Origin of the sequence: Pseudomonas atacamensis (assembly GCF_017167965.1) — a bacterium.
Lineage (GTDB): Bacteria > Pseudomonadota > Gammaproteobacteria > Pseudomonadales > Pseudomonadaceae > Aquipseudomonas > Aquipseudomonas atacamensis.
On record NZ_CP070503.1, the window covers coordinates 1,165,372 to 1,182,154 of the forward strand.

A 16,783-nucleotide genomic window follows, 5' to 3' on the forward strand; every position below is an offset into this window, starting at 1 on the left:
CGCGTATGCAGCGCATCTACGAACCGGCAAACCTGATGGAAGGCGAAATGCTCAAGGGCATGCTTGCCAGTGAGGGGATCGAGGCGCATCTGATCGGTCGTGATCTGGTGGGCGGTGCGGGTGAATTGCCGATCTTCGGCCTGCTCTGGCTGTCGGTGGATAACGATCAGGCCGAATACGCCCGCGAGTTGATCACCGCGTACAATGCCGCGCTGCCGTTGCCCGGCGACGAACCGGAAAGCTTTCCCGGCACGCTGGTCTGTTAGGCTGGCCTTCGTTTTATTCAGAGTCGTGTTGCCCCATGTGTGGACGTTATGCCCTGTTTCGCTGGAACCGTGAGTTCGCGGCCCTGCCAGGTTTTCCCGCCGATCAGCAGGCGCAGTGGAACATTTCCCCGAATGATTCGGTGTTGATGCTGCGTGCCGAAGAAGACGGCCAGCGCACGCTGGCCCGTGCGCGCTGGGGGCTGACGCCGCCGTGGCTGACCGATCTGTCGAAGACCCCGGCCCATGCCCGCGCTGAAACCGTCGCAGAACAGCCGATGTTTCGTGAGGCCTTGCGCTTGCGTCGCTGCCTGCTGCCGGCCAACGGTTTCTACGAATGGCGTGGCACCCAGCGCAAGCGGCCTTACTGGTTGACGCCGGGGGAGGGCTCGTCGTTGTTTTTCGCGGCGATCTGGGAAGCGTATCCGGTGCAGGAACAGGTCTGGCTGAGCACGGCGGTGATTACTCAGTCGGCGGCGAGCCAGCGGCGGCCGTTGATTCTTGATGAAGCGGGGCAGGCTGCCTGGCTTGATCCTGAAACGCCGCTGCATGTCTTGCAGGGATTGCTCGCCAGTGAACCGGCGGCGCTGCGTGAGCGGGTGCTGGCGAATCTGGTGAATGATCCGAAGTTGAACGGGCCGGAGTGTTTGACCCCGGCTTGATTTGCGTGGATCAAAAGCCCCTCACCCCAGCCCTCTCCCGGAGGGAGAGGGAGCCGAATGGGGGATGCTTCAGAGGTACACCGACCTGAACGATCTGTTGTGAATCCATAATCGACTGTTTTTTTCCAGGTCGATGTAGAGCGCAAGACATCGCGGTCGGACCCCTCTCCCGGAGGGAGAGGGCTAGGGTGAGGGGCTCTTGATCTTTCAAACCTTGAACTGATTGATCAACCGCCGCTGCTGCTCCGCCAGTTTGGTCAACCCGGCGCTCGCCGAGCTCGATTCATCCGCACCGCCGGCCACTTCATTCGCCACCTGACCGATGTTGATCACATTGCGGTTGATGTCGTCGGCCACTGCACTTTGCTCTTCCGCCGCACTGGCAATCTGCGTATTCATGTCGTTGATCACCGACACGGCCTGGGTGATCGTCTCCAGCGCTTCGGCCGCTTTCGCCGCGTGTTGCACGCTTTCGTCGGTGCGGTTCTGGCTGTCTTCCATGACGCGCACCACATCGCGCGTGCCCTGTTGCAACTGCTGGATCATGCTCTGGATTTCTTCGGTGGCCTTCTGGGTTTTCTGCGCCAGATTGCGCACCTCATCCGCGACCACGGCAAAACCGCGACCCTGCTCGCCGGCTCGCGCGGCCTCAATCGCCGCGTTCAGTGCCAGCAGGTTGGTCTGTTCGGCGATGCCGCGAATGGCGGTGAGGATGGCGTTGATGTTTTCGCTGTCCTTGGCCAGCGTCTGCACCACCTCGACAGCCTTGCCGATTTCCACCGCCAGTACGCCAATCGAATTCGAGGTGTCGCGGACGATCTGCATGCCCTGGCTGGCGGCCTGGTCGGCATGGCTTGCCGCTTGTGCGGCCTGGGTGGCGTTGCGCGCCACGTCTTGGGCGGTGGCGGTCATTTCCTGCACCGCAGTCGCCACCTGATCGATTTCGGCCATTTGTTTCTGCACGCCGATGTTGGTGCGAATGGCGATGTCGGCGGTGTGTTCCGAAGAATCACTGACGCTCTGCACCGAGGTCACCACTTGCGTAATCATCGCCTGCAATTTGGCGAGGAAGGTGTTGAAGCCTTTGGCAATCGAGCCCAGTTCATCGCTGCGGTCGCTGCTCAAACGCCGGGTCAGATCGCCTTCGCCCTGAGCGATGTCATCAAGCATGGCGACCATTTGCTTGAGTGGCCGCGCAATGCCGTGACCCACCAGCCAGATCACCAGCAGGCCGATGCCGGCGATGATCAGGCCGACCATGGCCATGCCGAAGGTGTCGGATTTGCGTTGGGCATCAAGATCAGCCTGGAGGTTTTGCAGATCGGCCATGACCGCGTTGAGCGGCAGTTGCAGCATCAGCGTCCAGCGCGCGTCGGTCTGGCCGATGCCGAACGGCAGGTACAGCTCGATACGACCCTTGGCCTGATTCACCGCATAGGTGACCTCGTCGCGCTTGAGACTGGCTAGGTTGCCGGCCTGTTCGGCGTCGAGGATGTCGCTGACTTTTTCACCGAATTTGCTCGAGTCCTTGGTGTAGGCAACGATCCGCCCGTTGCCGCCGACCAGGGCCATTTCACCGGCGCCGCTGTAAAGCTTCTGGTTGGCGGCGAGCAGCATGTCCTGAATGAAGTTCACCGAGAGGTCGGCGCCGACGATGCCCTGGAACGCGCCGTTGACCATGATCGGTTCGATGAACGAGGCGAGCATGACGATCTTGTCACCGACCTTGTACGGTGCCGGGTCGATCACGCAGGGTTTCTTTGTCTCTTTCGAGCACAGGTAATACTCGCTGGCGCGTATGCCGGTGGACAAGGTTTTCTGGTCGTCGACATCGGCCAGTTTGTCCACGCCCAGGCTGCCGTCGGTATTGCGGAACCACCACGGCAAAAAGCGCCCGGTGGCCGGGTCGATACCGACCACGGCGCTGCCGATGTAGGCCGCGTCATTGTGGTCCAGTGCGTTTTTTTCCCAGCCGATGTAGGTGCCGAGAATCTTCGGGTTCTTTTCGACGTTTTCCTTGATCAGGCTGATCAGTTGTTCGCGGCTGACGCTCAGGCGCGGCTGGCCATCGGCGGCGGTTGTGCCGAGCAGGGCGTTGACCCGTACCAGACCGCCGGCAATCAGCAGCGGCGCTTCCAGTTCGCGCTGGATCTGGCTGACCTGGGTCTGCGCCAGTGAGGTCAGGCGCTGTTCGATGACTTGCTCGAACTGCGCCTGGGTGCGCTGTTGCACCATTTCTTGCGTGCGAGCGCCGGAGAACAGCGCGTACAGCACCAGCGCCGCGACCACGCTGAGAACGATGGCGCCGGCCAGGGCGGCGACGGAAAACTGGATCGACTTGAACTTCATGGTAGCTCCGCACGCAAGAGGACAATCTGCGAGGGATTTATCGGCGGGGTGTGCAGGGCCATGAGAGACGTTGGTCGGAATCGCCGCGCGATGTCGCTGATGGATCGGTGCACGGCGGATTCAATGCGCGTTGAGGAATTTCCAGCCAGACTTGCGGCCTTAGGTGGATGTACGCGCAATGCGTCCGTTGTATCTGGCGCCGATACAATTAGCCGCCTAGGATACGCCTCAGGTTTTCAGGGAGCTTTTGAATGAACAAGACATTAGTGGTAAGTGCTTTGAGCGCAGCGCTGTTGCTGGCCGGTTGTCAGTCGGTCAACACCACCAGCGGCGGTGCCGTCGGCGTGGAGCGCAAGCAGTACATGTTCAGCATGCTGTCCTCGCAAGAGGTCGATCAGATGTACGCGCAGTCGTATCAGAAGACTGTCGGCGAGGCGTCGAGCAAAGGTGTGCTGGACAAGACCAGCCCTGAAGCCAAGCGCGTGCAGACCATCGCCAACCGCTTGATCGCCCAGGCGCCGACCTTCCGCCCGGACGCGGCGCAGTGGCAATGGGAAGTCAATCTGATCAAGAGCGATGAGCTCAACGCCAACTGCGGTCCCGGCGGCAAGATCATCTTCTACACCGGGCTGATCGACAGTCTGAAACTCACCGACGATGAAATCGCTGCGGTCATGGGCCATGAAATCGCCCACGCACTGCGCGAGCACGGTCGTGAAGCGATGTCCAAAGCCTATGGCATGGAAATGGCCAAGCAGGGCGCCGGTGCCCTGTTCGGTCTGGGCCAGGACAGCCTGGCGCTGGCCGACACCGTGGCCAACTACGGCATGACCTTGCCCAACAGCCGCGCCAACGAAAACGAAGCCGACCTGATCGGCCTGGAACTGGCCGCCCGCGCCGGTTACAACCCGAACGCGGCGATCACCCTGTGGGACAAGATGAGCAAGGCTTCCGAAGGCGCGCCACCGGAATTCATGAGCACTCACCCGGCATCGAGCAGCCGCATTGCTGCGTTGCAGGCAGCCATTCCGAAAGTGATGCCGTTGTACGAAAAAGCCCCGAAGTCCTGAGATTGACGGGGTCATGATCGTTCCCACGCTCTGCGTGGGAATGCCGCAAGGGACGCTCCGCGTTCCAAGCGGGACGCAGAGCGTCCCCGGCTGCATTCCCACGCGGAGCGTGGGAACGATCCTTCTCTCGGGGTTAAACCCAGCCGCTGCTCTGCATCGCTTTATAAACCGCAACAATCGCCAGAATCATGAACGCCGAAGCCGCGAGGCGGCGGATCAGGGTCAGCGGCAGTTTCTCTGCGGCAAAGTTACCCGCCAGGACCACCGGCACGTTGGCAATCAGCATGCCCACGGTGGTGCCGATAATCACCAGCCACAGTTCCGGATATTGCGCGGCGAGCATCACCGTGGCGATCTGCGTCTTGTCGCCGATTTCCGCGAGGAAGAACGCGATCAGCGTGGTCAGGAACGGCCCGAACTTGCGCGCCGTGCTGGCTTCGTCGTCATCCATTTTGTCCGGGACCAGGGTCCACAGTGCCGTGGCGGCGAAGCTGGCGGCGAGGATCCAGTGCAGGACGGCGTCGGAGAAGAAACTGCCGACCCAGGCACCTACCGCACCGGCTGCTGCGTGGTTGGCCAAAGTCGCGGCGACAATCCCGGCAATGATCGGCCAGGGTTTGCGAAAGCGAGCGGCGAGAATCAGCGCGAGCAGTTGCGTCTTGTCGCCGATTTCGGCCAAGGCAACGATAGCGGTGGGAACGAGTAGCGAGTCCAGCATCAGGGATTTCCTAAGGGGCGGGTCGACACGGCTATGACACGTACAGCCTTCCCGCCCCGGGTAAGGTGTGCGTGTCATAGGTCTTGTCAAACCCTGCGATCCGTCTGGTGCGGACGCTTGGGTCGCATACGCCATGATCTGAGGATCAAGTATGTTGACGTATGCCGGACGAGCATGGCGCTCGTGGGAGACTACTCCCCTAGGACGGAGCGGATTCTGCCTAGGCAAATCCGATTGGGCAAGAACAAATTTTCAACCGCGCTTGGCCCGGTAGATCCGGAAACCATTGCCTTCAGCCTTGATTGCACACACGCCCAGGTGCTCCTCGATCAACGGCTGATACTTGAGGAAGCTGTTCGCCACAAGGCGCAGTTCGCCACCGTTTTTCAGATGTTTCGCCGCTTTTCGCAGCAGGTTCTCCGTTGCGAAATAATCGGTGTGCACGCCGACATGGAATGGCGGATTGCTCAGAATCGCGCTCAAACCCATCGGCGCGGCGTCGATGCCGTCGCCTGTCAGCACTTCGGCTTCCAGGCCATTGGCGGCGAGGGTCAGACGGCTGCTGGCGGCGGCGAACGCGTCGACATCCAGCAACGTCACCTGATTGTGCGGATAGCGACGTTTCACCGCAGCCCCCAGCACGCCGGCGCCGCAACCGAAATCGAGCAGATGGCCGCTCGGCAGTTTGTCCAGATGCTCCAGCAGCAGGGCGCTGCCGCGATCCAGTCGACCGTGGCTGAACACGCCCGGCAAGCTGATGACTTTCAACGGCCCTTCGGCCAGCGGCAGTTCGTAAGTCTGCGCCAGGCTTTCCAGCGGTTTCGCTTCAGGCGCATTGGCCACGGTGACTTGCCAGAGCTGGCAGTGCCGGGCGCTGTCGAGTTTGCGCGGCTTGCCAAACGGATTGAGCTGCTTGGACGCGCCTTCGATGCCGCTGCGTTTTTCCCCGACCAGAAACACCTCGCGCCCGGCCAGACGCGACGCCACGGCGTTGAGGATGTAATCGGTCAGGTCCTTGGATTTGGGCAGGAACACCACAGCGCTGTCGAATTCGCGCTCGGGCACGTTTACGCCGAAATGGCTGCGGCCTTCGAAACGTGCGTCCAGTGCGGCTTGATCGCCAGCGTGCCAGCACCAGCCGAACGCGTTGGGCAAGCGCCCGAGCAAATCATCGGCGGGCAGGCCGGCCAACAGCAGCGAACCCTGGAATAACTCGGCCTGACGAAGCAGTACTTCACTGCGCGGATCCATAACTGCTCCTTGAAAAAAAGTGCCGCAGTTTATCAACTGACGACCCGCAGCGCCTCACCGCTGAAGAACGCCTGGGCGTTTTCGCTCAGTTGCCCGACGATACGCTGGCGCGCCTCGCGACTGCCCCAAGCGTTATGCGGGGTGACGATCAGGCGCGGGATATCGGCGGCGAGCAGCGGATTGCCCTGGGTCGGTGGCTCGACACTCAACACATCGGTCGCCGCACCGCCGAGGTGGCCGCTACGCAAAGCGTCGGCCAGCGCTTGCTCGTCGATCAAGCCGCCACGAGCGGTATTGACCACGAATGCGCCGGGCTTCATCGCGGCCAGTTCGCCGGCGCCGATGAAGTTCCGGGTGTGCTCGTTGAGCGGGCAGTGCAGGGTGAGGGCGTCGATCTGCGGCAGCAGTTCTTCCAGCGGCAAGCGATCCGGTCGAGCAGGGCGCCCCGGAATCTGCCCGAGCAACACGCGCATGCCAAACGCTTCGGCCAGTCGCGCCACGGCGCCACCGAGTTCGCCATGGCCGAGCAGGCCGAGGGTTTTGCCTTGCAGTTCGACGATCGGGTAGTCGAGCAGACAGAACTGTTTCGCCTGTTGCCAGCGGCCTTCGCCCACTGCTTGCTGATAGTCGGCCAGGCGCGTAGCGAGGTTGAGCAACAGCATGATCGTGTGTTGCGCCACCGACGGCGTGCCGTAAGCCTGGCAATTGCACACGGTGATGCCGTGGGCGGGGGCGGCAGTGAGGTCAACATTGTTGGTGCCGGTGGCGCTGATCAGAATCAGTTTCAGTTGCGGGTTGGCAGCCATGGCGGCCGCGTCGATCACGACTTTGTTGGTGATCGCCACACTGGCGCCGTGCAGGCGTTCGCTGACCTGTTCCGGCAGAGTCTGGGCGAACAGCTGCAAGTCGCTGAAGCATTCGTGCAACGGACCGAGGTCCAGATCGCCGAGATCCAGCGAAGGGTGATCAAGGAATACCGCGCGGCGCGTGTTCGTCATCAACTGTACCTTTTGTGCTGTGAGCGGAAGGCGTACTCTGCCGAGCCTACCAGATGAAACAATCGTTACGCTGACCCCGCCGCGGACACCTAACCCTGTGGCGAGGGGATTTAGCGAAACGTCGCACCGCCCCGATTGGCTGCGCAGCAGTCGCAAAATCATTGCCTGCGGGCCAGACAGAAGTTTTTGGGGCTGCTTCGCAACCCAACGGGGATAAATCCCCTCGCCACAGGACTGTGTTCTTTACAGATGTTTTATTGACCAAGCTGCCCCAAAGGAGCCCCCATGTACTGGACCGAGTTCTTGACCGTTGCCCTGATTCATCTGCTCGCCGTGGCCAGCCCCGGACCGGACTTTGCCGTGGTCGTGCGCGAGAGCGTGACCCATGGGCGCCGCGCCGGCACCTGGACCGCGCTGGGCGTGGGCTCGGCGATTTTCCTGCATGTCGGCTATTCGTTGCTCGGCATCGGTCTGATCGTGTCGCAATCGATCGTGCTGTTCAACGCGCTGAAGTGGGCCGCCGCCGCGTATCTGCTTTACATCGGCTTCAAGGCGTTGCGCGCACAACCGGCGAAAACCGTCACCGATGACTTGCACCGGGAAACCGGCGTACGTACCGCGCGGGGCGCGTTTACCTCGGGCTTCGTCACCAACGGTCTGAACCCGAAAGCCACGCTGTTTTTCCTCTCGCTGTTCACCGTGGTGATCAACCCGCACACACCGCTGGCGGTGCAGGCCGGTTACGGCGTTTACCTGGCGGTGGCGACGGCGATCTGGTTCTGCCTGGTGGCGATGCTGTTCAGCCAGCAACGCGTGCGCGCCGGCTTCGCCCGCATGGGCCACTGGTTCGACCGCACCATGGGCGCCGTGCTGATTGCTCTCGGCGTGAAAATCTCGTTCACCGAGATGCATTGAGAACTGGAACACATCAATCCCTGTGGGAGCGAGCCTGCTCGCGAAAGCGCCAGTCCAGTCACCAAAAATGTCGACTGACCCGACGCCTTCGCGAGCAGGCTCGCTCCCACAGGTCGTGTTTTCTTCAACTTTGGCCCGAAATGCTGGCGCAAAGCTAGCATTTGTACGGCTCTGCAAATCATTCCTTTGGCTGATTTGACTGTCATGCAGGCGCACTAGAGTACGAATCTCTCCGCCAACACCGTGCAGTCAGAAAAGGGATTCTTATGTTGCAGACTCGGGTCATTCCGCCGGCCGATGGGGCCTACCAGTATCCATTGCTGATCAAACGGCTGCTGATGTCCGGCGCCCGTTACGAGAAAACCCGCGAAATCATCTACCGCGACCAGTTGCGCTACAGCTATCCGACCCTGATCGAGCGGGTTGCGCGGCTGGCCAACGTGCTCACGGCTGCCGGGGTCAAGGCCGGTGACACCGTGGCGGTGATGGACTGGGACAGCCACCGTTACCTGGAATGCATGTTCGCCATTCCGATGATCGGCGCGGTGATCCACACCATCAATGTGCGCCTGTCACCCGAGCAGATCCTCTACACCATGAACCACGCCGAGGACCGCTTCGTGCTGGTCAACAGCGAGTTCGTCGGGCTGTATCAGGCCATCGCGCCGCAGCTGACCACGGTGGAGAAAACCCTGCTGCTGAGCGATCTGCCCGAGAAAACCGCAGAGCTGCCGAACCTCGTCGGCGAATATGAGCAACTGCTGGCCGCTGCGAGTGCGCAATACGATTTCCAGGACTTCGACGAAAACTCGGTGGCCACCACGTTCTACACAACCGGCACCACGGGCAATCCGAAAGGCGTGTATTTCACCCACCGGCAACTGGTGCTGCACACCATCGGCGTGGCGACGATCATGGGTTCGATCGACAGCGTACGCCTGCTCGGCACCAACGATGTGTACATGCCGATCACGCCGATGTTCCACGTTCACGCCTGGGGTCTGCCTTACGTGGCGACCATGCTCGGGCTCAAGCAGGTTTATCCGGGGCGTTACGATCCGGAGTATCTGGTGGAGTTGTGGCGCAAGGAGAAAGTCACCTTTTCCCATTGCGTGCCGACCATCCTGCAGATGCTGCTCAACGCCAAGGCCGCGCAGGGTGCCGATTTTGGCGGCTGGAAAATCGTCATCGGCGGCAGCGCGCTCAATCGCAGCCTCTATGAAAACGCCAAGGCCCGAGGCATTCAACTGACGGCCGCGTACGGCATGTCGGAAACCGGGCCGCTGGTGTCCTGCGCGCACCTCAACGACGAATTGATGGCCGGCAGCGAAGACGAGCGCACCACTTACCGGATCAAGGCCGGCGTGCCGGGGCCACTGGTCGAAGCGGCGATTGTCGACGGCGAGGGCAATTTCCTTCCGGCCGACGGCGAAACCCAGGGCGAACTGGTGCTGCGCGCGCCATGGCTGACCGAAGGTTATTTCAACGAGCCGCAGAAGGGCGCCGAGCTCTGGGCCGGTGGCTGGTTGCACACCGGTGACGTCGCCACGCTCGACAGCATGGGCGTGATCGATATTCGTGATCGCATCAAGGACGTGATCAAGACCGGCGGCGAGTGGATCTCCTCCCTCGACCTCGAAGACCTCATCAGCCGGCATGCGGCGGTACGCGAAGTAGCAGTGGTGGGCATCGCCGATCCGCAGTGGGGCGAGCGCCCGTTTGCCTTGCTGGTGGTCCGTGAAGGGCAGGTGATCGGTGCACGGGAACTGAAGGAACACCTCAAGCCGTTCGTCGAGCTGGGGCACTTGAGCAAGTGGGCGATCCCCAGTCAGATCGCCCTTGTTACCGAAATTCCCAAGACCAGTGTCGGCAAGCTCGACAAGAAGCGCATCCGCCTCGACATCACCGAATGGCAGGCCAACAACAGCACCTTCCTTTCGACACTTTAAGTGCCTGCTGGCGCGCCGAAACCGGCGCGCCAGACCCACCAAGCAAGCGCTTGGCTTGTGAAATCGAAAAAATCAGCCATCCTTGCCGTGCCGACGTGTGTCGGACTGGCGAAAGGACTGTTCCAGAGTGGTTGGCGGCTGCAAATCACACTTTAGAGGGATCAAGCACTACCACCCGCTGGCTATAGTCCGCTCAAGGACTTTTTGAAAACGGAGCACACGCACTGAACGGGGCGAGCAACTCTGGAACGATTTCGGGCAGCCCTGGCGCCCGGTCCTCCACAGCGTTTTTAAAAGTACTCACTGCCATAACAATAATGCACATGGAGTAGCGTCGATGACCTCAGTAAACCAGTTCTGGCGCCGGGCGAAACTGCCTCTGGCGGTCAGTCTTGCCTCCTCGCTCGCCGGGCCTGCATTCGGCGTCAGTTTCAACGTCGGTGAAATCGAAGGCCAGTTCGACTCGTCCCTGTCGATCGGTGCCAGTTGGTCTACTCAGAGCCCGAACAAGAACCTCATCGGCGTCAACAACGGCGGCCGCGGCCTGTCGCAGACCTCTGATGACGGTCACGCCAACTTCAAGAGCGGCGAAACCTTCTCGAAGATCTTCAAGGGCATCCATGACCTTGAATTGAAATACGGCGACACCGGCGTGTTCGTCCGTGGCAAGTACTGGTACGACTTCGAACTGAAGGACGAGAGCCGCGAATTCAAGGACATCAGCGACAGCAACCGCAAAGAGGGCGCCAAGTCCTCCGGCGGGCAGATCCTCGACGCCTTCGTCTACCACAACTACGCGATCGCCGATCAGCCGGGTTCCGTGCGTCTGGGCAAGCAGGTAGTGAGCTGGGGTGAAAGTACCTTCATCGGCGGCGGCATCAACTCGATCAACCCGATCGACGTCTCCGCGTTCCGTCGTCCGGGCGCCGAGATCAAGGAAGGCCTGATTCCGGTCAACATGTTCTACGTGTCGCAGAGCCTCACCGATAACCTCTCGGCCGAAGCGTTCTACCAACTGGAATGGGATCAGACCGTCGTCGACAACTGCGGCACCTTCTTCTCCCAGCCAGACATCGTTGCCGACGGTTGCGACAACAATTTGCGCGTACTGAACAAGCGTTCGCAGATTCCGGCGATCGCTTTGGGGCCGTTGGCCGCCAACGGTGTGAACGTCGACCAAGAAGGCGTGCTGGTGCGCCGTGGGCCGGACCGTGACGCGCGCGATAGCGGTCAGTGGGGCGCGTCCCTCAAATACATGTTCGAGCCACTCGACACCGAGTTCGGCGCCTACTTCATGAACTACCACAGCCGTGCGCCGATTTTCAGCGCCACCGGCGCACCGCAATCGGTCTACAACACCGCCGCCGCGCTGCCGGGGCCGTTTGCCGCGCTCGCACCGCTGCTGGTTGCGGGCAACTCCAATTACTTCATCGAATACCCGGAAGACATTCGTCTCTACGGTCTGAGCTTCTCCACCACCCTGCCTACCGGTACGGCGTGGAGCGGTGAGATCAGCTACCGTCCGAACGCGCCGGTACAACTGAACTCCACCGACATCCTGTTTGCCGGTGTGCGTCCACTGGGCGGCGCGCTGACCAACGCTTCGCTGCTGACCGGCGTGCCGGGTCAGGATCTGCATGGCTATGAGCGCAAGGAGATTACCCAGATCCAGACGACGTTCACGCACTTCTTCGATCAGGTCATGGGCGCCAGCCGTCTGACCCTCGTTGGTGAAGTCGGCGCGACCTACGTCGGTGGCCTGGAAAGCCGTTCCGACAAGCGTTATGGCCGCGATCCGGTCTACGGTCCGGGTGAGTTGCCGGCCACTGGCAGTATCGATACCTGCGCCAACATCCTCAACAACAGCACCATCAACGGCGCAGGCCCGGGTTCGCCGCAGAACAACCGCAGCCGCAATTGCGAAAACGACGGTTTCACCACGTCGATGTCGTGGGGCTACCGTGGTCGGGCGATCTGGGAATACAACGACGTGTTTGCCGGTGTGAACCTGAAGCCGAACGTGGCCTGGTCCCACGACGTCAGCGGTTACTCGCCAGGCCCTGGCGGCAACTTCGAGGAAGGTCGCAAAGCGGTCAGCCTGGGCGTCGATGCCGAGTACCAGAACACCTACACCGCGAGCCTGGCTTACACCAATTTCTTCGACGGCAAGTACACCACCGTGGATGACCGCGACTTCGTGGCGCTCAGCTTCGGCGTGAACTTCTAAGCACTGCATTTCAGGACGAACGAATTTATGAAAATAACAAAGAGTCTGTTCCACGCCGGTGTTCTGGGCCTGTCGCTGCTGGCGACCAGTGTCATGGCGGCGGTGCCTGCTGCCGAAGCGGATAAACTGGGCAAGAGCCTGACGCCGATGGGCGCGGAAATGGCCGGTAATGCCGACGGTTCGATCCCGGCCTGGAAACCGCTGCCGAAAAATGCCGGCAGCGTCGACAGCAAAGGCTTCCTGTCCAACCCTTACGCCAGTGAGCAGCCGCTGTTCACCATCACTGCCAAGGATGTCGACAAGTACAAGGACAAGCTTGCCCCGGGCCAGTACGCGATGTTCAAGCGCTACCCGGAAACCTTCAAGATGCCGGTCTACCCGTCCCATCGCGGCGCCACCGTGCCGGATGACGTGTTCGCCGCGATCAAGAAGAACGCCACCAGCACCAACCTGGTGTCCGGCGGCAACGGTCTGGAAAACTTCGATACCGCCGTGCCGTTCCCGATCCCGAAAACCGGCGTGGAAGTGATCTGGAACCACATCACCCGCTATCGCGGCGGCAGCGTGACCCGTCTGGTGACCCAGGCCACGCCGCAACCGAACGGCTCGTACAGCCTGGTGTACTTCCAGGATCAGTTCGTATTCCGCGACAAGATGAAGGACTACGATCCGGCGAACCCGGGCAACATCCTGTTCTACTTCAAGCAGAAAGTAACCGCGCCGGCGCGTCTGGCCGGTGGCGTACTGCTGGTGCACGAGACGCTCGATCAGGTCAAGGAGCCGCGTTCGGCGTGGGTCTACAACGCCGGTCAGCGTCGTGTGCGCCGTGCACCACAAGTGTCGTACGACGGCCCGGGTACCGCCGCCGACGGCCTGCGTACTTCCGACAACCTCGACATGTACAACGGTGCGCCGGATCGTTACGACTGGAAGCTCGAAGGCAAGAAAGAGATGTACATCGCCTCCGACAGCTACAAGCTCGACGATCCGAAACTGAAGTACTCGGACATCATCAAGGCCGGCCACATCAATCAGGACCTGGCACGCTATGAGCTGCGCCGCGTCTGGCACGTGGTCGCGACCCTGAAGGAAGGCCAGCGCCACATCTACGCCAAGCGTGACTTCTACATCGACGAGGACACCTGGCAGGCAGCGGTCATCGACCACTATGACGGTCGCGGCCAACTGTGGCGTGTAGCCGAGGCACATGCCGAGAACTACTACGACAAGCAAGTGCCGTGGTACGCCCTCGAAACCCTCTACGACCTGCAGTCCGGCCGTTATCTGGCACTGGGCATGAAGAACGAAGAGAAGCAGGCGTATGACTTCGGCTTCACCGCCACCACCAGCGACTTCACCCCGGCCGCTCTGCGTCAGGATGGTGTTCGCTAAACCTGCGTAAACCCGAGGCCGCATCCTCGTGAAAACGCCCCGACCGGTTCGGGGCGTTTTTGTGTCTGTAGCCTTTTTGTAGCCATTTGTAGCAGTGACCTTCATTACCTCTTCGTTTAAGGCTAGGCTGCGGACATCTGCACCGCCGCCAATCGCCTTCGAACAAGAGCCGGCCATGACTGATCTGTCCCCACTTCCGGGTCCCGCAAGCATCACCGTCGCAGCACTGGACGGGCGTTTTTTCCGCCCGCCGCTGCCTGATGGCTATGTCTTGCGGCCGCGCCTTTGCCAGCGTCTGCAGGCAGGGCTCGGAGGTCGGTTGCTGCTGGTCAGCGCCCCGGCCGGGTTCGGCAAAAGCTCGCTGGCGGTGGAGTTCTGTCAAAGCCTGCCGGCGCATTGGCAAAGTCTCTGGCTGGGCTTGAGCCCACGAGACAGTGATCCCGGGCGTTTTCTCGAGCGCTTGCTCGAAGGTCTGCAGGACTATTTTCCGGCCTTGGGCGCTGGCGCTCTCGGTCTGTTGAAAATGCGTCAGCGCCATCAGCCGTTTGCGTTCGAAGAGTGGCTCGACGGTCTGCTCGATGAGCTGGCGCTGCATCTCGATCCTGCTGCACCGCTGCTGCTGGTGCTCGACGACTACCACCTCGCCCAAGGGCCGGTGCTGGATCGTTGCCTGCAATTTTTCCTCAATCATCTGCCCGATGGCTTGCTGGTGATGGTCACCAGCCGTCAGCGCCCGGACTGGCATCTGGCGCGTCTGCGCCTGTCGCGGCAGTTGCTCGAGCTGCACGAACAGGACTTGCGCCTGACCCACGACGAGGCCCTGACCTTGCTCGACCGCCACAGCAGCTCACTGCGCGGCGAAGCACTGGAAAGCCTGATCCGGCGCAGCGAAGGCTGGGTCGCCGGCCTGCGCTTCTGGCTGCTGGCGGTGGCCGAGGCGGGCAACGATGCCGCGCTGCCGCAAGCACTGAACGGCGGCGAAGGGCTGATACGCGACTATCTGCTCGAAGAAGTCATCGATTGCCTGCCGGCCGAAGTGCAATCGTTTCTCTACGAAACAGCTCCGCAGGAACGCTTTTGCAGCGAACTGTGCGACGCCGTCCGCGAAGCCCATGACAGCGCCGAGATCCTGCGCTTTCTGCTCGCCCATCAGGTGTTTCTGGTGCCGCTGGACGAGCACGGTCACTGGTATCGCTATCACCATTTGTTCTCTGACTTGTTGCGCAGCCGGCCGATCGCCCAGGCGATGGTGCCCAACGCCACCCTGCATTTGCGCGCCTGCCGCTGGTTCAACGCACAGGGCCTGCTCGACGAAGCGGTGGAGCAGGCCTTGCGTGCCGGGCATCTCGATGTCGCGGCAAATCTCGTACAGAACCTGTCCGAAGAACAGCTGCTCGCCGAGCAGAACGTCGGCATGCTGCTGCGCTGGAAAATGGACTTGCCCGACAGCCTGCTGATCAGCACGCCACGGCTGATCGTGCTCTACAGCTGGGCGCTGGGGCTGGCCTGTCAGCTCGACGCCGCTGAAGAGCTGGCCAGCCATTTGAGCCGTTTCCTGCCAGCGCCTTCGGCCACTGCGCAGAAATCCATGCTGGCGCAATGGCTGGCGCTGAGCGGGATCATCGCTCGCGGACGCGGCCATCGCGAGCTGACCTTGCGCTATTGCAGCGAGGCGCTGGAAAGCCTGCCGGCCAAGCGTTATGGCCAGCGGCTGATGTGCCTGTCGACCTTGTCCAATCTGGCGATCGCCGACGGCGATCTGTGGCGCGCCCGTGGCCTGAACCGCGAATCGCTTGAACTGGCGCAACGGGTCGGCAATCCATTATTCGAAGCGCTGGCGCATTACGACAGGGCGCGGGTTCTGCAATCACGGGGCGAGATTCTGCGTGCGCTGGATGAAGTGCATCAGGGCCTGGAACGCTTGCGCGGTCTGTCGCCGCAACGGCTGTACGCCGTACGCGCGCGGCTGACGTTGTACGAAGGTTTCCTGCTGGCGATGCGTTTGCAGCCGCAAGCCGCACGCGTGCGTCTGCTGGCCGGGATTGGCGAGGCGCGGGCTTGTCGCGACATCAGCGTGCTGATCGGCCACTGCGTGATTGCCCGCCTCGACGGCGCCAGTCACGAATTCGCCAAGGCCTTCGCCGAACTCGCCGAAGCCGAACGCCTGATGCACATCTGGGACGTACCGCCGATCTACTATCTGGCGATGATCACCCTGGTCAAATGCGAACTGTGGCTGGCCCAAGGGCGTATTGATCTTGCCGAGGCGTGGCTCGCACGATTGGGCCAGACCTACACCGGCGAAAACGCTGCGGCACCGCCGGAGTTTCATCCACAGCTGCCGCTGCATGTGGAACTGCAACAGGCGCTGCTCGATGTGATTCAGGGGCAACCGATGCTCGCCGAAGGGCGGCTGAACGTGTTGCATGAAAACGGCCAGCGGACCGGCCGGCAGTTGCTCAGTGTGATGGCGTTGACGCAGAAGGTGGCGCTGTTGCTGTGCAGTGGACGCGAGCCCGATGCGCGCAAGGTGTTGAGTCAGGCGCTGGAAGCTGCGGCCGGCGGCGTTTACCAACCTTTTGATGCGCTGCTGAAAAACCATGCCGACTGGTTGCGCGGGCAATTGCAGGCGCTCACTTGCAGCGCGGTCGGCCAGCAATTGCTCACGCATTTTCCAACAGCCGCGCCACGACCGAGCGTAGAAAACTCAACTACTGAACAACTCAGCAGCCGTGAGCTGGCCGTGCTACGCCTGATCGCTCAGGGCTGTTCCAATCAGGAAATCAGCGAGCAGTTGTTCATTTCGCTGCATACGGTGAAAACCCATGCCAGTCACATCAACAGCAAGTTGGGGGTGGAGCGTCGAACTCAAGCGGTCGCGCGGGCCAAGGCGCTGGGTGTTCTTGATTAGCCGCCGTACCAGTCAATAAAAAACGCCCCGAACCAGTCGGGGCGTTTCTGTGGCTGCGGTCTGTTCTACAGACCGCGT

12 protein-coding genes, 1 pseudogene and 1 riboswitch are annotated in these 16,783 nt (G+C 61.5%); of the genes and pseudogenes, 8 read left to right on the forward strand and 5 right to left on the reverse strand.

The window, feature by feature from the left end:
• Nucleotides 1–5 precede the first annotated feature (5 nt).
• Nucleotides 6–266, forward strand: coding sequence for a putative signal transducing protein (locus tag JWU58_RS05455; protein WP_024014272.1), 261 nt, complete (start codon nt 6–8; stop codon nt 264–266).
• A 35-nt stretch (nt 267–301) separates the two neighbouring features.
• Nucleotides 302–925 (forward strand): SOS response-associated peptidase, encoded by a 624-nt coding sequence (locus JWU58_RS05460; protein ID WP_024014271.1) that lies wholly within the window; start codon nt 302–304, stop codon nt 923–925.
• A gap of 207 nt (nt 926–1,132) precedes the next feature.
• On the opposite strand, the gene JWU58_RS27480 is transcribed toward JWU58_RS05460, so the two are convergent.
• A complete protein-coding gene (locus JWU58_RS27480) occupies nt 1,133–1,975 on the reverse strand; it encodes a methyl-accepting chemotaxis protein (RefSeq protein WP_370593580.1) in 843 nt (280 codons plus the stop codon).
• Nucleotides 1,976–1,987: 12 nt separating this feature from the next.
• A pseudogene (locus tag JWU58_RS27485) lies at nt 1,988–3,274 on the reverse strand (methyl-accepting chemotaxis protein); the annotation flags it as partial.
• Between the two features lie 251 nt (nt 3,275–3,525).
• On the opposite strand from JWU58_RS27485, the gene JWU58_RS05470 reads away from it, so the two are divergent.
• The gene (locus JWU58_RS05470; protein ID WP_016773242.1) at nt 3,526–4,344 is read left to right on the forward strand and encodes a M48 family metallopeptidase; all 819 of its coding nucleotides are present in this window, start codon (nt 3,526–3,528) and stop codon (nt 4,342–4,344) included.
• Nucleotides 4,345–4,477: 133 nt separating this feature from the next.
• Here the strand turns inward: JWU58_RS05470 and JWU58_RS05475 are convergent, their stop codons facing one another.
• From JWU58_RS05475 to JWU58_RS05485, 3 genes are all read right to left on the reverse strand, one after another.
• Entirely contained in the window at nt 4,478–5,062 is a 585-nt protein-coding gene (locus JWU58_RS05475) for a TMEM165/GDT1 family protein (protein ID WP_041479980.1), read from the reverse strand.
• Nucleotides 5,063–5,150: 88 nt separating this feature from the next.
• A riboswitch (yybP-ykoY riboswitch) is annotated at nt 5,151–5,275 on the reverse strand.
• 39 nt (nt 5,276–5,314) lie between these two features.
• The gene (locus JWU58_RS05480; protein ID WP_123444174.1) at nt 5,315–6,313 is read right to left on the reverse strand and encodes a class I SAM-dependent methyltransferase; all 999 of its coding nucleotides are present in this window, start codon (nt 6,311–6,313) and stop codon (nt 5,315–5,317) included.
• A 32-nt stretch (nt 6,314–6,345) separates the two neighbouring features.
• Nucleotides 6,346–7,311, reverse strand: coding sequence for a 2-hydroxyacid dehydrogenase (locus JWU58_RS05485; protein ID WP_206421579.1), 966 nt, complete (start codon nt 7,309–7,311; stop codon nt 6,346–6,348).
• A 285-nt stretch (nt 7,312–7,596) separates the two neighbouring features.
• On the opposite strand from JWU58_RS05485, the gene JWU58_RS05490 reads away from it, so the two are divergent.
• The 5 genes from JWU58_RS05490 (at nt 7,597) to JWU58_RS05510 (ending at nt 16,705) form a co-directional block, all read left to right on the forward strand.
• Nucleotides 7,597–8,226 carry a LysE family translocator gene (locus JWU58_RS05490; RefSeq protein ID WP_206421580.1) on the forward strand — a complete coding sequence of 210 codons (630 nt, stop codon included), beginning with the start codon at nt 7,597–7,599 and terminating at the stop codon, nt 8,224–8,226.
• Between the two features lie 266 nt (nt 8,227–8,492).
• Nucleotides 8,493–10,175, forward strand: a complete 1,683-nt coding sequence (locus JWU58_RS05495) for a fatty acid--CoA ligase (protein WP_076564087.1) — start codon at nt 8,493–8,495, stop codon at nt 10,173–10,175.
• A gap of 337 nt (nt 10,176–10,512) precedes the next feature.
• On the forward strand, nt 10,513–12,402 hold the full coding sequence (locus JWU58_RS05500; protein ID WP_206421581.1) for a DUF1302 domain-containing protein: 1,890 nt from the start codon (nt 10,513–10,515) through the stop codon (nt 12,400–12,402).
• Nucleotides 12,403–12,429: 27 nt separating this feature from the next.
• Nucleotides 12,430–13,794, forward strand: a complete 1,365-nt coding sequence (locus JWU58_RS05505; RefSeq protein WP_024014265.1) for a DUF1329 domain-containing protein — start codon at nt 12,430–12,432, stop codon at nt 13,792–13,794.
• 175 nt (nt 13,795–13,969) lie between these two features.
• A complete protein-coding gene (locus tag JWU58_RS05510; RefSeq protein WP_206421582.1) occupies nt 13,970–16,705 on the forward strand; it encodes a winged helix-turn-helix domain-containing protein in 2,736 nt (911 codons plus the stop codon).
• Nucleotides 16,706–16,783 lie beyond the last annotated feature (78 nt).

Bases quoted from the DNA above. Each gene is read 5' to 3' on its own strand.
- JWU58_RS05455 (WP_024014272.1), top strand. From the start codon at position 6: ATGCAGCGCATCTACGAACCGGCAAACCTGATGGAAGGCGAAATGCTC.
- JWU58_RS05460 (WP_024014271.1), top strand. From the start codon at position 302: ATGTGTGGACGTTATGCCCTGTTTCGCTGGAACCGTGAGTTCGCGGCC.
- JWU58_RS27480 (WP_370593580.1), bottom strand. From the start codon at position 1,975: ATGATTACGCAAGTGGTGACCTCGGTGCAGAGCGTCAGTGATTCTTCG.
- JWU58_RS05470 (WP_016773242.1), top strand. From the start codon at position 3,526: ATGAACAAGACATTAGTGGTAAGTGCTTTGAGCGCAGCGCTGTTGCTG.
- JWU58_RS05475 (WP_041479980.1), bottom strand. From the start codon at position 5,062: ATGCTGGACTCGCTACTCGTTCCCACCGCTATCGTTGCCTTGGCCGAA.
- JWU58_RS05480 (WP_123444174.1), bottom strand. From the start codon at position 6,313: ATGGATCCGCGCAGTGAAGTACTGCTTCGTCAGGCCGAGTTATTCCAG.
- JWU58_RS05485 (WP_206421579.1), bottom strand. From the start codon at position 7,311: ATGACGAACACGCGCCGCGCGGTATTCCTTGATCACCCTTCGCTGGAT.
- JWU58_RS05490 (WP_206421580.1), top strand. From the start codon at position 7,597: ATGTACTGGACCGAGTTCTTGACCGTTGCCCTGATTCATCTGCTCGCC.
- JWU58_RS05495 (WP_076564087.1), top strand. From the start codon at position 8,493: ATGTTGCAGACTCGGGTCATTCCGCCGGCCGATGGGGCCTACCAGTAT.
- JWU58_RS05500 (WP_206421581.1), top strand. From the start codon at position 10,513: ATGACCTCAGTAAACCAGTTCTGGCGCCGGGCGAAACTGCCTCTGGCG.
- JWU58_RS05505 (WP_024014265.1), top strand. From the start codon at position 12,430: ATGAAAATAACAAAGAGTCTGTTCCACGCCGGTGTTCTGGGCCTGTCG.
- JWU58_RS05510 (WP_206421582.1), top strand. From the start codon at position 13,970: ATGACTGATCTGTCCCCACTTCCGGGTCCCGCAAGCATCACCGTCGCA.